The 13,246-nt window shown below is 65.8% G+C and carries 12 protein-coding genes; 1 reads left to right on the top strand and 11 read right to left on the bottom strand.

Translation table 11 applies throughout. The annotated features are described in order from the left end of the window. The first annotated feature begins 108 nt into the window (after positions 1-108). Complete coding sequence (locus tag Q2M23_RS34660) at positions 109-852, top strand: hypothetical protein (RefSeq protein WP_316398444.1); 744 nt, start codon at positions 109-111, stop codon at positions 850-852. 274 nt (positions 853-1,126) lie between these two features. On the opposite strand, the gene Q2M23_RS34665 is transcribed toward Q2M23_RS34660, so the two are convergent. The 11 genes from Q2M23_RS34665 to Q2M23_RS34715 all read right to left on the bottom strand — a co-directional run bounded on the left by Q2M23_RS34665 (position 1,127) and on the right by Q2M23_RS34715 (position 13,161). Next, the gene (locus Q2M23_RS34665; protein ID WP_076827116.1) at positions 1,127-2,017 is read right to left on the bottom strand and encodes an ABC transporter permease; all 891 of its coding nucleotides are present in this window, start codon (positions 2,015-2,017) and stop codon (positions 1,127-1,129) included. 4 nt (positions 2,018-2,021) lie between these two features. Next, positions 2,022-2,963 carry an ABC transporter permease gene (locus Q2M23_RS34670; RefSeq protein ID WP_016842919.1) on the bottom strand — a complete coding sequence of 314 codons (942 nt, stop codon included), beginning with the start codon at positions 2,961-2,963 and terminating at the stop codon, positions 2,022-2,024. A 31-nt stretch (positions 2,964-2,994) separates the two neighbouring features. Next, positions 2,995-4,506 carry an ABC transporter substrate-binding protein gene (locus tag Q2M23_RS34675; protein WP_316398445.1) on the bottom strand — a complete coding sequence of 504 codons (1,512 nt, stop codon included), beginning with the start codon at positions 4,504-4,506 and terminating at the stop codon, positions 2,995-2,997. A gap of 17 nt (positions 4,507-4,523) precedes the next feature. Beyond that, positions 4,524-5,621, bottom strand: a complete 1,098-nt coding sequence (locus Q2M23_RS34680; protein ID WP_057017606.1) for an ABC transporter ATP-binding protein — start codon at positions 5,619-5,621, stop codon at positions 4,524-4,526. Beyond that, positions 5,618-6,607, bottom strand: coding sequence for an ABC transporter ATP-binding protein (locus tag Q2M23_RS34685; RefSeq protein WP_057017607.1), 990 nt, complete (start codon positions 6,605-6,607; stop codon positions 5,618-5,620). The genes Q2M23_RS34680 and Q2M23_RS34685 overlap by 4 nt, the downstream gene beginning before the upstream one ends. After that, a complete protein-coding gene (locus tag Q2M23_RS34690; protein ID WP_316398446.1) occupies positions 6,604-7,314 on the bottom strand; it encodes a DUF1028 domain-containing protein in 711 nt (236 codons plus the stop codon). The genes Q2M23_RS34685 and Q2M23_RS34690 overlap by 4 nt, the downstream gene beginning before the upstream one ends. A gap of 15 nt (positions 7,315-7,329) precedes the next feature. Beyond that, positions 7,330-9,135, bottom strand: coding sequence for a gamma-glutamyltransferase family protein (locus tag Q2M23_RS34695; RefSeq protein WP_316398447.1), 1,806 nt, complete (start codon positions 9,133-9,135; stop codon positions 7,330-7,332). Between the two features lie 112 nt (positions 9,136-9,247). Further along, positions 9,248-10,240 carry an ABC transporter ATP-binding protein gene (locus Q2M23_RS34700; RefSeq protein WP_253609667.1) on the bottom strand — a complete coding sequence of 331 codons (993 nt, stop codon included), beginning with the start codon at positions 10,238-10,240 and terminating at the stop codon, positions 9,248-9,250. Beyond that, positions 10,237-11,220: an ABC transporter ATP-binding protein gene (locus Q2M23_RS34705; RefSeq protein WP_316398448.1), complete on the bottom strand. Its 984-nt coding sequence runs from the start codon at positions 11,218-11,220 to the stop codon at positions 10,237-10,239. The genes Q2M23_RS34700 and Q2M23_RS34705 overlap by 4 nt, the downstream gene beginning before the upstream one ends. Further along, positions 11,217-12,116 (bottom strand): ABC transporter permease, encoded by a 900-nt coding sequence (locus Q2M23_RS34710; protein ID WP_316398449.1) that lies wholly within the window; start codon positions 12,114-12,116, stop codon positions 11,217-11,219. The genes Q2M23_RS34705 and Q2M23_RS34710 overlap by 4 nt, the downstream gene beginning before the upstream one ends. A 64-nt stretch (positions 12,117-12,180) precedes the next feature. After that, positions 12,181-13,161, bottom strand: a complete 981-nt coding sequence (locus tag Q2M23_RS34715; protein WP_028331828.1) for an ABC transporter permease — start codon at positions 13,159-13,161, stop codon at positions 12,181-12,183. Positions 13,162-13,246 lie beyond the last annotated feature (85 nt).

Genomic DNA, 13,246 nt, shown 5'->3' on the forward strand with positions numbered 1-13,246 from the left:
GAAGGCGGCACTGGCGAAAGCCACTGCCGCCTTTTCTTTGTCTCGTGATAGCCTTTGCCGACGGCGGGCAGAAAATACTCGCCTCAAGGAAATCCGGAGGAAACAGGCATGGCGAGCGAGTTTGCGGCGGGCAATTACCGGTTCATTCCGGCCGTGTTCCAATATTCAAGCGGCGCGCAGGCGAACGCGGGCTATGAGATCGAACGGGTGCGCTTCGATCGCCTGCTGCCGCTCGCGGAAGGTTTTGCGCGGATCGCGGCCTACATCCGCGACGCCGGCCGGCCGCAGACCGCGTTCTGCGCCTGCGAATTGCGTTCGCCGGCCGCCTTCACCGAGGACGGCTTCCGCGCCTTCAACCAGCACTACGTCAAGACGCTCGCCGAATGGGGCCTGTTCGACGGCACCATAAATCCGGTGGCGCGCAGCAACGTCTGTCCCGAGATCGATCCGCCGGCCGAGCCGTCGTTCCATGCGTTCTCGTTCACGCGGCCGAGCACGACGACGTCGCCATCCTTCGTGATCGCCGGCGGTGCGGAGGCGCGCGGCGGCACCGCGAGCTATCCCGACCGCATCGTCTGCTATCGCGATCTCAGTCCCGGCGCGTGGCGGGAGAAGGTCCGCTTCACCGCCGGCGAGATGGAACGCCGTCTCGCCGAGTTCAGCTTCGGCTGGCAGGAGACGACGGCGGTGCAGGCCTACACCGTGCACGACATCCATCCGGTGCTCGTCGACGAGCTGGTCCGCCGCGGCGCCACCCGCTCCGGCCTGACCTGGCACTTCTGCCGCCCGCCGGTGGTCGATCTCGAATACGAGATGGATTGCCGCAGGGTGCTCAGGGAAGTGGTGATTTAGCTTCCGCCGTCATTGCGAGGAGCGAAGCGACGAAGCAATCCATAGTTCCGCATGCTCGGTGATGGAGGATTGCTTCGCTTCGCTCGCAATGACGAGAACTTGGTGTCCCGTCATCCTGAGGTGCGAGCGAAGCGAGCCTCGAAGGATGAACGGCCCGGTCGGTGGCCGTCGACCCTTCGAGACGCGCGCAAGATGCGCGCTCCTCCAGCGACAAGGCGAGCCTTTGCGCGGGGGTGACGGAGAGAGCATAGGCGCTCGCTGTGGCACGAATCCACTACCGCGCCTTCGGATCGAGCGCGTCGCGCAGGCCGTCGCCGACCAGATTGAACGACAACACGACCAGGAAGATCGCAAGCCCCGGCCAGACCGCCATCCAGGGCGCGCTGGTCAGGAAGCGTTGCGCGGCGTTGAGCATGCTGCCCCAGGACGGCGCCGGCGGCTGCTGGCCGAGGCCGAGGAACGACAGCGCGGCCTCGGCGATGATCGCGGCCGCGATCGACAGCGTCGCCTGCACCAGCAGCGCCGGCAGGATGTTGGGCAGGATGTGGACCAGCGCGATGCGCCAGCGCGGATTGCCCATGGCGCGCGCCGCCTCGACGTAGTCCTCGACCTTGACGCTCATCACCTGGCCGCGGGTCAGGCGGATGAAGATCGGGGTCGCCGAGACGCCGATCGCGATCATGGCATTGCTAAGACTCGGGCCGAGGAACGCTGCGAGTGCGATCGCCAGGATCAGGAACGGGCAGGCCAGCATCGCATCGGTGATGCGGCTGATCAGCGCGTCGATGAAACCGCCGCGATAGCCGGCGACGAGGCCGAGCGGCACGCCGACCGCAAGCGCGATGCCGACCGAGATGACGCCGGCAAGCAGCGAGGCGCGAGCGCCGAACACGACGCGGGCGAACACGTCGCGGCCGAGCTCGTCGGTGCCGAGCCAGTGCTGCGCCGACGGCGCCTTGCGTACCAGCGACCAGCTCGTCGCGACCGGATCATAGGGCACGATCAACGGCGCGAACACGGCGAGCAGGATGAAGAGCGCGATCACGGTGAGCCCGAGCACGGCACCCTTGCGCCGGATCAGCCGCCGCCAGGCGCGCCGCGCCGGGCTCTCGAGCGTTTCGGCGGCGGCAAGCGGAGCGAGGGGGCTGAGTGCAACGTCGGTCATCCGATCAACCCCTCAGCCGCGGGTTGACGAGGATGTAGGCGATGTCGGCGATCAGGTTGAGCGTGATGTAGATCGTCGCCGTGGTCAGCACCACGCCCTGCACGACCGCATAGTCGCGGTTGAACACGGCATCGACGATCAGCTTGCCGAAGCCCGGGATCGAGAAGATCTGCTCAGTGAGCACCGCGCCCGACAGCAGCGTGCCGAGCTCGAGCGCGCCGAGCGTGATGATCGGCGTCAGCGCGTTGCGCATCGCATGCTTGAGGATCACGGTGCGCTCGGACAGGCCCTTGGCGCGCGCGGTGCGGACATAGTCGCTCTCCAGCACCTGCAGCATCGCGCTTCGCGTATGCCGCATCAGGATCGCCGCGATCGCATTGCCGAGCACGAAGGCCGGCATGACCGATGCGGCGAGGCTCGCGCGCCAGTTTTCGCTGAGCGGCACGTAGCCGGAGGCCGGCAGCCAGCCAAGTTCGACGGAGAACAGGAAGATCAGCATGATGCCGAGCCAGAAATTCGGCGTCGAGATACCCCACAGCGCGAACAAATTGGCGCCATAGTCCCACGCCGTGCCGATTTTCACCGCCGAGATGATGCCGGCGGGAATGCCGATCAGGAAGGCGACCACGATCGCCATGCCGGCGATTTGCATCGTAACCGGCAGCTTCTGCGCGATCAGGCTCGACACCGGCATCTTGTTGCGCAGGGACTCGCCGAGGTCGCCCGTGAGCACGCCCTTGACCCAATAGGCATATTGCACCGGGATCGGTTGATCCAGGTGATATTGCTGGCGGATCTGTTCGATGACGGCCGGATCGCGCTCCTCGCCGGCCATGACGAGTGCCGGATCGCCGGGCAGCAAATGTTGCAGCGAGAAGATCAGGAGTGAGACGAAGAACAGCGTCGGGACCAGCTGAACCAGCCGCTTGGCGAGGAAGTTCAGCATTGTCGGCCTCGCGTGTCCTGCGCTGTGGCGATCATTTCAATTTCAGCCCGACCACGCGCACCAATCCGTCCGGCATCTGCCGGTAACCCGCGACTTTTGTGGAATGCGCGATCAGGAGTGTGCGGTGATAGAGATAGATGATCGGCTCGTCATTGAGCACGATCCTGGTCATCCTCTCGTAGATTGCCTTGCGCTGGGCGGGATCGTTGATCAGCCGTGCATCTTCCATCAGCTTGTCGGCTTCCGCGTTAGAATAGCCGCCATCGTTCTGCGGCGCCTTGGTGTGCAGGAAGACATAGGAATTGCCGTCGGGATCGATCCGGCCGCTCCAGTTGATCTGAAACACCTGAAATTCGCCGGCCTGGGCCTGCTTGAAAGTCGTCGCGAATTCGACCACGCGGATCTTGATGTCAAAGCCGGCTTCGGCCGCCATCGACTGCACGACCTGGGCTACGGCTTCGTTCTCGGCGCCTTTGGGGACCATGTAGTCGATGGCGACGGGCAGCGTGACACCGGCCTCCTTCAGCAGCGCCTTGGCCTTGGCAATGTCGCGTCCCCGAACCGGAAACGCCTTCTGATAGTAAGGGTGTGTCGGGCTGACCCACTGATTGCCCGGCGTGAACTCGCCGTTGAAGACGACCTGGTTGAGCGCCTCGCGGTCGATCGACAGATCGAGCGCCTGGCGCACCTTTTCCGACTGGCTGAGCGGCCCCTTGCTCTTGTCGTTGCCGACGTTGATGGTGAGGCCGAGGTAGCCGAGTTCAGGTGCGGTCGACAGCACGAGCCGCTTGTCACCTCGGACGTCCTTGATATCGGTGGCGAGCACGCGCTCGATCAGATCGAGCCCGCCGGATTTCAGATTGGCGAGCCGCACCGTGGCATCGACGATAGGAAGGAACACGATGCGATCGATGAAGACGTTGTCCTTGTTCCAGTAATCCCCGAATTTCTCGAACACCATGCGGTCCTGCTGCACGCGTTCGACGAACTTGTAGGGTCCGGCGCAGACTGGATGCAGTCCGAATTTGTCACCCGCTTCCTTCACCGCCTTCGGCGAAACCATCATGCCGGCGCGGTCGGTCAACTGGGCGATCAGCGGCGAGTAGGGCGTCTTGAGCACCAGCTTGATGGTCAGGGGATCAACGACGTCGACGTGGTCGAGAGCAGCCAATTCCGGTTTGCGAAACGAGGTCGGCAGTGTCAGATGGCGCTCCAGCGAGAATTTGGCGGCTTCGGCGTCGAACGGCTCACCGTCGTGGAACTTGACGCCCGGCCGGAGCTTGATCGTCATCTCCTTGCCGTCGGCCGAGTTCTCGTAGGACAGCGCGAGTTGCGGAACGATGTTCAGCTTCTCGTCGATGTCGAACAGCTTGTCGCAGAAGGCTGAAAAGACGATGCGGCCGACATAGGTGCGTCCGATTGAAGGATCGAGGATGTCCGGGTCCTCGGCGAGCCCGATGCGGAGTGTCGTCTCGGCACGCGCGCTCGTTCCGCACCAGGTCACAAGGGCCGCCATCAGGACCGCCAAGCGCCAAAATCTCATCGCCAACCCCTTGTTCCCTACGCCTCTGTTCCCTGTGAAATAACCCCGGGCTGTCCCGAGGCTTCCGCCGCATTGAACGCCGCCACCAGCTTTTCCAGTGTCGGCGAGAACCCGCCATCGGAGGGCACGATCGCCTCCGCGTCGGGCAGCTCGCCCGTCCGGTGACAGGCCGATGCATAACCGGTGCCATCTTCGCGCAATTGCGGAACCTCGCTGCGGCAGCGCGCGATCACATAGGGACAGCGGGTATGGAAGCGGCAGCCGGAGGGCGGATTGAGCGCGCTCGGCAGTTCGCCCTCCAGCACGATGCGGCTGCGCTTCGCACGCGGCTTCGGCACCGGGATCGCCGACAGCAGCGCGCGGCTATAGGGATGGCGCGGCGCGGCGAACAGCGCTTGGGCATCCGCGGTCTCGACGATGGTGCCGAGATTCATCACGGCGACGCGATCGGCGATGTGCTTCACTACGGCGAGATCGTGCGAGACGAAGATGTAGGCGAGCTTCAGGCGATCCTGCAGGTCGCGCAGCAAATTCAGGATCTGGGAACGGATCGAGACGTCGAGCGCCGACACCGGCTCGTCGCAGATGATCAGCTTCGGCTCGACCGCGAGCGCGCGGGCAATCGCGATGCGCTGGCGCTGGCCGCCGGAGAATTCATGTGGATAGCGCCGCGCGAACCGCGGCTCGAGCCCGACCAGGCGCAACAGCTGCTCGACCCGCTCGCGGCGGTCCGCGGCCGGGACGAGATTGTGCAGTGCCAGCGGCTCGGTCAGGATCTGGCTCACCGTCATGCGCGGGTTGAGCGAGGCGTAGGGGTCCTGAAAGATCAGCTGCGCGTCGCGGCGGAATGCGCGCAACTGCTCGGCATTGAGCGTGCCGAGGTCGCGGCCCTCGAAGCGGATACGGCCGGCATCCGGCTCGATCAGCCGCAGCACCAGCCGACTGACGGTGGATTTGCCGCAGCCGGATTCGCCAACCAGCGCCAGCGTCTTGCCGGCCTCGACCGTGAAGCTGACGCCGTCGACCGCCTTCACATGGGCGGTCGGCCGGCCGAACAGCGAGCGTTCGGCGACGAAATGCTTGACCAGCCCTTCGACCTCGAGCAGCGCGGTCATGACACCAGCCGCTCCAGCGGCGCGCGGAGGCAGCGCGAGGCGTGGGTTGGGCTCAGCAGCGCGAGCGGCGGCGGCGATTTGGTGCAGGCATCCTCGACGAACGGACAGCGCGCGGCGAAGCGGCAGCCGGCGGGCGGGTTCGCCATGTTCGGCACCATGCCCTCGATGGAGGCGAGATGGCTGGTGCGGCGATCGAGCCGCGGGATCGAGCCGAGCAGTCCGACCGTGTAGGGATGCTGCGGATTGGCGAACAGCTCGTCGACCGGCGCGCGCTCGACGATTTCGCCGGCATACATCACCGCGACCTCGTCGCAGACTTCGGCGACGACGCCGAGATCGTGGGTGATCAGGATGATCGCGGCGCCGCTCGCAGCCTTCAGCTCCCGCATCAGATCGAGGATCTGGGCCTGCAAGGTGACGTCGAGCGCGGTGGTCGGCTCGTCGGCAATCAGAAGCTGCGGGTCGCAGGCCAGCGCCATCGCGATCATCACGCGCTGGCGCATGCCGCCGGACAGCTTGTGCGGAAACTCGTCGATGCGTTTCTCGGGCGAGGGAATATGCACGCGGCGCAGCAGCTCGATGGTGCGTTCGCGCGCCGCGCGCCGGGAGCCGCCGCGGTGGCGCAGAATCGTCTCCGTGATCTGGTCGCCGATGGTAAAGCTCGGATTGAGCGAGGTCATCGGCTCCTGGAAGATCATCGCGAGGCGATCGCCGCGCAGGTCGCGCAACGTCTCGTCCGGCACCTCGAGCAGGTCGAAGCCGTCGAAGCGGATCGCGCCGGACACCGCGGCGGATTGCTTCGGCAACAGCCCCATGATCGCGAGCGAGGTCACGCTCTTGCCGCAGCCGGACTCGCCGACCAGGCCGAGCGTGGCGCCCTTGGCGACGGAGAGATCGACGCTGTCGACGGCATGCGTGGTGCGGCCGTCATCGCCCTGGAAGGTGACGCGCAGGCCTTCGATCTCGATCAGCGGGCCTGCTGTCATTTACGGCTCGTGGTTGCCGCCGCGATGCCGGCGTCGATGGTGGCGCGATCGCTGGTTCCGGCCGGGTTGTCGCGGGTCGGCATGAAGCTCCGGAATGGCGCCCAGTGCTCGCGGCTGACGGCCTCCAGCCGCTCCAGCTCGCGCAGGGGATCGGCGTGGTCGTCGACGCGCAGGTCGAGCAATGGCCATTCCTCCGCGCCGTGAATTAAGAGAGCCGCCGACTGCTTGCCGCGCTTGTCGCCGCCGGCCGCTTCGCCGGCGAACATCGCCTTGATCAGCCGCTCCGCGAACGGCAGCTTCTCGTTCGCGGCATAGACGCGCGCGGTCTCGTCGAGCACCGCGGGGCCGGCCAGCATGTTGCCGGCGATCGAGAACCCGTCGCCGGCGATATGGCCGAACCAGTCGACGCAGTCCTTGCCGGAATGCGCAGCGATGCGGCCCCTGGCGTCCATGACATGGAGCTGCCGGCTTTCGCGGCCGCTGTCGGGCGCAATCAGCGCCGCGATCACCTCATGCGGGCTGTCGCCGCTGCGTAACAGCGCGAGGCCGTCGATGCCGTAATAAGGATTGACCAGCGCCTGCGTCGCCACCGCGCCGATTGCGGGTGCGATGTGCGGCACCAGCGCGCCGACCGCGAAGAACCGCGTCGCGACGGCGATGCCGAGCTGGCCGGTGGCGCTGTCACGGGCGATGATCGACCAGGTCATCTCAAACCTTCGTGTCTAGCGGCCTGCGGCGTAACCCTGCATGCCGCGCGGGTTGGCGGCGGCGCGGCGGCGGCCACCGACCTTCGAGGCCGCGGTGAGGCGGCCTTCCGACCAATCTGGACCAATCTCGACCACATGGCCGCGGCGTTTCAATTCGTCGACGGTCGATTTCGGCACGCGGTTTTCCAGCACCAGGACGCCGGGCCGCGAGGTGCGCGGCCAGAACGAGATCGGGAAATGCTCGGAGTGCCAGGCCGGCGCGTCGATCGCCTCCTGCAGATTGAGCCTGGCGTGGACATGGCGCAGGAAGAACTGCGTGATCCACTGGTCCTGCTGATCGCCGCCCGGCGAGCCCCAGGAGAGATACGGTTCGCCGTCGCGCAGCGCCATGGTCGGCGAGAGTGTGGTGCGCGGCCGCTTGCCCGGCGCGAGCGAAGCAGGGTGGTTCTCCTCGAGCCAGAACATCTGGGCGCGGCTGCCGAGGCAGAAACCGATCTCGGGAATCACCGGCGAGGACTGCAGCCAGCCGCCGGACGGCGTCGCCGAGATCATGTTGCCGGCCGTGTCGATGATGTCGAAATGCACGGTGTCGCCACGCACCTCGCCGAACCGGCCGACGGTCGGCTCGCCCGCACCCATGGCGCCGACCGCTTCGCGATGCCCTTCGGCGTGTCGCAACTTCACGACGCCGCCGAAGCCCTCGACCGAGCCGGGGCGGAAGTCGAGCGACGCCTTGTCTTTCGAGATCAGCTTGCGCCGTTCGTTGTTATAGGCATCGGACAGCAGCGTTTCGATCGGGATCTCGGTGAATTTCGGATCGCCGTAGAACGTCTCGCGATCGGCATAGGCGAGCTTGGCGGCTTCGATCTGCAGATGGATGAAGTCGGGGCCCGCGGGATCGAGCCCGTCGAGCTCGAAACCCTTCAGCAGCGCGAGCTGCTGCAGCATCACCGGACCCTGGCTCCAGACCCCGGCCTTCTGCACGGTGTAACGGCCGTAATCGTAGGTGAGCGGCGCCTCGATGCTCGGTTGCCAGCGCGCCATGTCGTCGGCCGACAGCACGCCGCGATGCGGCGAGCCGGAGACGTCCATCACCTCCTGGGTGCGGCAGAACTTGTCGATCGCCTCGGCGACGAAGCCCTTCGACCAGGCCTGCCGCGCGCGCTCGATCTGCGCCACGCGATCGCCGCCGGCGCTCTCCGCCTCGCTCAGGATGCGTGCGTAGGTCTCCGCGAGCTTCCTGTTGGTGAAGATGGTGCCGGGCTTCGGCACCTCGCCGCCAGGCAAATAGACGTCGGCCGATGTGGTCCAGTATTTCCGGAACAGCTGCTCGACGGTCTTGATGGTGGCCGACGCACGCTCGACCAGCGGATAGCCGTCGCGTGCGTAGGCGATCGCGGGCTCCAGCACGTCGCGCAGCTTCATGGTGCCGTAGTCGCGCAGCAGCAGCATCCAGGATTCGAATGTGCCGGGCACGCAGGCCGCAAGCAGGCCGGTGCCGGGCACCATCTCGAGACCCTCGCTGCGATAATGCGCGATGGTTGCCTTCGCCGGCGCCGGGCCCTGGCCGCAGATCACCTCGCTCTTGCCGCGCTTGACGTCGTGCACGATGATCGGCACGTCGCCGCCGGGGCCGTTCAGGTGCGGCTCGACCACCTGTAGCGTGAAGGCGGTGGCTACTCCGGCGTCAAAGGCGTTGCCGCCTTTCTCCAGCGTTGCCATGCCGACCGCGGTGGCGATCCAGTGCGTCGAAGTGACGACGCCGAAGGTGCCTTCGATCTCGGGCCGGGTTGTGAACGGATCGGGGTTGATGTTGCTCATGGCGATTGACCGTTCGTCGGTTTGTTGTTGGGCCTCTTTGGCGGCCGCACTTGATCACAGGCCGGCTGGTATGCCAACCGCTTGGTGCACATGGCCGCTCCCATCCTCGTGATCATGCCGGAACGACGGCGGGACTGTTGACGGCATGGCAGGCGACGCCGTCGATCAGTTCCGGCGTCTTCTGGCGGCAGAGATCGAAGGCGAGGGGACAGCGTGGGTTGAACGAGCAGCCTGGCGGCGGATCGATCGGGTTGGGAATTTCGCCCTTCACCGGAATACGCTGCCGGCCGGACATCGCAAGATCCGGAACCGCGCCGAGCAGCATCTTCGTGTAGGGCATCCGCGGGTTCTCGAACAATTCTCGCCCTTCGGCGATCTCGACGATGCGGCCGAGATACATCACGCCGATCCGGCTCGCCATGTGGCGGACCACCGCGAGATTGTGGCTGATGAAGAGATAGGTGAGGCCGAACTTGTCCTGCAGGTCGCGCATCAGGTTGAGGATCTGCGCCTGCACGGAGACGTCGAGCGCCGAGGTCGGCTCATCGCAGACGATGAACTCGGCCTCGGATGCCAGCGCGCGGGCGATCGCGATGCGCTGGCGCTGGCCGCCGGAAAATTCGTGCGGGAATTTTTGGCCGTCGTCGGGGTGCAGGCCGACCAGCGAGAGCAATTCGCCGACCCGGGCCTTGATGTCGCGCTCGCCCTGGATCAGGTCGAAGGCGCGGATCGGCTCGGCGACGATGGCGGCGACCCGGTAGCGCGGATTGAGGCTCGCATAGGGATCCTGGAAAACCATCTGGATGCGCCGGCGCAGCCGGCGGCGCGCCTGGCCCTGCCGCGGATCGGTCATCGAGACCCCGTCGATGACGACCTCGCCCGAACTCGGCGGCAGCAGGCCGACCACCATGCGCGCGACCGTGGTCTTGCCGGAACCGGATTCGCCGACCAGCGCGAAGGTCTCGCCGCGCTTGATGTCGAAGGAGACGCCGTCGACGGCTTTCAGGAATTCGAGATGGCCGCCCTCGATCACGCGGTTGAGCCACGGCTTGGAGACGTCGAAGACGCGGCGCAGGTTCCTGACCTCGATCAATGTTCCGCTCATGCCGCCGTCTCCTTCGCCGGCTCGAACAGATGACAGGCAACGAACTGCGTGCCCTGTCGGATCGGCTCGGGGCGTTCGACGTGGCAGCGATCGAAGGCAAACGCGCAGCGCGGATTGAACGGGCAGCCCGGCGGAATCGCCGACAGCCGCGGCATCGAGCCGGGGATTTGCACCAGGCGCTTGTCCTCGCCGGCAAGCGTCGGGATCGCGCCCATCAGGCCCCTGGCGTAGGGATGCAGCGGATTGCGCACCACCTCCTGCACCGGGCCGATCTCGGCGATGCGGCCGGAATACATCACCGCAACGCGGTCACAGGTCTCGGCGATCACGCCCATGTCGTGGGTCACCAGCATCACCGCGGTGCCGTGGTCGCGGCCGAGGCGCTTGATCAGCGCGATGATCTGCGCCTGCACGGAGACGTCGAGCGCGGTGGTCGGCTCGTCGGCGATGATCAGTTCGGGCTCGGCGCAGATCGCAAGCGCGATGACGACGCGCTGGCGCATGCCGCCGGAGAATTCGTGCGGGTAGCCGTCGATGCGCTTCTCCGGCGCTGGAATGCCCACTTCGGCCAACAGATCGATGGCGCGCCTGCGCGCGGCGCTCTCGCTCAGATTGCTGTGGGTGCGAATGGTCTCGATGATCTGGTCGCCGATCCGGTAGAGCGGATTGAGGCTGGTCAGCGGATCCTGGAAGATCATGCCGATCCGCTTGCCCCTGATGCGGCGGATCTCCTCCAGCGGAAGATGGTCGATCCGCGTGCCCGACAGTTCGATCTCGCCGCCGGAGATGCGGCCGGGCGGATCGATGAGCCCGATCACGGCAAGGCCGGTGACCGATTTGCCGGCGCCGGACTCGCCGACCACGCCGAGCACCTCGCCCTTGGCGATGTCGAACGACACGCCGTTGATGGCGCGCAAGGTCGCACGGCGGGTGACGAATTCCACCTCGAGATTGCGCACGGAAAGAACAGGCTTGGTCATCGGAGCTTCGGATTGAGGGCGTCGCGCAGCCAGTCGCCGAGCAGGTTGATGGAGAGGATCAGGCCGGCCAGCGCAATGCCGGGGAAGGCGACGATCCACCATTCGCCGGCGAACAGATAGTTGTTGCCGATCCGGATCAGGGTGCCGAGCGAGGGCATGGTGTCGGGCATGCCGGCGCCAAGGAACGACAGCGTCGCCTCGGTGATGATCGCGAGCGCGAGGTTGATGGTGGCGATGACGAGGATCGGGCCCATCGTGTTGGGCAGCACGTGCCGCAGCATGATCTTCGGCGCCGGCAGGCCGATCAGCTGCGCCGCGGCGACGTAGTCCTTGTTCTTCTCGACCATCACCGAACCGCGCACGGTGCGGGCATATTGCACCCAGAAACTGAGGCCGATCGCGATGATCAGGACGCCGAGCGTGCTCATCTCGTCGAGCCGGTTGCCGAGCACCGATTTGGCGACGCCATTGACCAGCAGCGCGATCAGGATCGCGGGGAAGGTGAGCTGCACGTCGGCGATCCGCATGATCACGGTGTCGACCACGCCGCCGAAATAGCCTGCGATCAGCCCGAGGGCGATGCCGAGCGCGCCGGCAAAGACCACGCCGGCCAGGCCGACCGCAAGGGAGATGCGCAGGCCGTAGAGGATCGCCGAGAGCACATCGCGGCCCTGCTCGTCGGTGCCGAGCAGGAACGGGCTTTGGCCGTCGGCGGTCCACAGCGGCGCGATCCGCGAGTTGATCAGCTGCAGTTGCGCCGGATCGAACGGGTTCTGCACCGCGAGCCACGACGCGAAGATTGCGAGCAGAAAGAACAGCAGCGTAATCACGGCGGCGACCATCGTCAGCCTAAGTCGGAGGCCAAGCGGTCTTAGGAAGACAACTATAACACTCAACTCCTTGGCTCACAGAACGACATGGCTACGATCCGACTTGACGGCATCGGACATCGGTCAGCCCTCACGCCGCGCGGCCGACGGTCGAGCGCAAGCGCGGATCGACCACGGTGTAGAGGATGTCGACCACGAGATTGATGGTGACGAAGATCAGCGAGACCATCAACAGATATGCGGCCATGATCGGGATATCGACATTCTGCACGGCCTGCACGAAGAGAAGTCCCATGCCCGGCCATTGGAACACGGTTTCGGTGATGATCGAGAAAGCAATAACCGAGCCAAATTGCAGGCCGGCCACCGTAATCACGGGAACCAGGGTGTTCTTCAGCGCATGGCCGAAATGGATTGCGCGCGTGGTCAGCCCGCGGGCGCGGGCGAAACGGATATAGTCGGTCCGCAGCACTTCCAGCATTTCGGCACGCACCAGCCGCATGATCAGGGTCATCTGGAACAGCCCGAGCGTGATCGCCGGCATGATCAGCGCCTTCAGGCCCGAGACGGTCAGCAGTCCGGTGGTCCACCAGCCGAGCTTCACCACCTCGCCGCGGCCGAAGGAGGGCAGCCAGCCCAGCGTCACCGCGAACAGATAGATCAGGAGGATGCCGATCAGGAAGGTCGGCAGCGAAATGCCGATCAGCGATACCGCCTGGAATAATTTGGCAAGCACGGTGTCGCGGCGCAGCGCCGAATAGACCCCCATCAGGATGCCGGCCACCATCGCGAACAGCGTGGCGCAGATCGAAAGCTCCAGCGTCGCCGGCAGCCGCTCCGCCAGCAGCGAGGAGACCGGCAGGCGGAACTGGTAGGACACGCCGAACTTGAACTGCAGCGCATTGATGAAGTAGCGGCCGAACTGCACCAGCACGGGATCGTCAAGGCCGAGCGAGTGCCGGATTTCGGCGCGCTGCGCGGCCGAGGTGTCGATCGAGACGATCTGGTTCACCGGGTCGCCGGCGAAACGGAACATCGCGAACGCGATCACGCCCACGGCGAGCATCACGCCGATCGCCTGCAGGAAGCGGCGAAGAGTGAAAGCCAGCATCTCTACCTTTCACTGCCTTTGACATTCGGCGCGCGGCTTTGCGCGGCCGGAAAACGCGAGGTCCCGGAAGCCTGCGCTTCCGGGA

The organism is Bradyrhizobium sp. 33ap4 (assembly GCF_032654765.1).
Lineage (GTDB): Bacteria > Pseudomonadota > Alphaproteobacteria > Rhizobiales > Xanthobacteraceae > Bradyrhizobium > Bradyrhizobium australafricanum.

What these genes read in the sequence shown, in the direction of transcription:
- Q2M23_RS34660 (WP_316398444.1), top strand. Translation starts at nt 109, where the DNA reads ATGGCGAGCGAGTTTGCGGCGGGCAATTACCGGTTCATTCCGGCCGTG.
- Q2M23_RS34665 (WP_076827116.1), bottom strand. Translation starts at nt 2,017, where the DNA reads ATGACCGACGTTGCACTCAGCCCCCTCGCTCCGCTTGCCGCCGCCGAA.
- Q2M23_RS34670 (WP_016842919.1), bottom strand. Translation starts at nt 2,963, where the DNA reads ATGCTGAACTTCCTCGCCAAGCGGCTGGTTCAGCTGGTCCCGACGCTG.
- Q2M23_RS34675 (WP_316398445.1), bottom strand. Translation starts at nt 4,506, where the DNA reads ATGAGATTTTGGCGCTTGGCGGTCCTGATGGCGGCCCTTGTGACCTGG.
- Q2M23_RS34680 (WP_057017606.1), bottom strand. Translation starts at nt 5,621, where the DNA reads ATGACCGCGCTGCTCGAGGTCGAAGGGCTGGTCAAGCATTTCGTCGCC.
- Q2M23_RS34685 (WP_057017607.1), bottom strand. Translation starts at nt 6,607, where the DNA reads ATGACAGCAGGCCCGCTGATCGAGATCGAAGGCCTGCGCGTCACCTTC.
- Q2M23_RS34690 (WP_316398446.1), bottom strand. Translation starts at nt 7,314, where the DNA reads ATGACCTGGTCGATCATCGCCCGTGACAGCGCCACCGGCCAGCTCGGC.
- Q2M23_RS34695 (WP_316398447.1), bottom strand. Translation starts at nt 9,135, where the DNA reads ATGAGCAACATCAACCCCGATCCGTTCACAACCCGGCCCGAGATCGAA.
- Q2M23_RS34700 (WP_253609667.1), bottom strand. Translation starts at nt 10,240, where the DNA reads ATGAGCGGAACATTGATCGAGGTCAGGAACCTGCGCCGCGTCTTCGAC.
- Q2M23_RS34705 (WP_316398448.1), bottom strand. Translation starts at nt 11,220, where the DNA reads ATGACCAAGCCTGTTCTTTCCGTGCGCAATCTCGAGGTGGAATTCGTC.
- Q2M23_RS34715 (WP_028331828.1), bottom strand. Translation starts at nt 13,161, where the DNA reads ATGCTGGCTTTCACTCTTCGCCGCTTCCTGCAGGCGATCGGCGTGATG.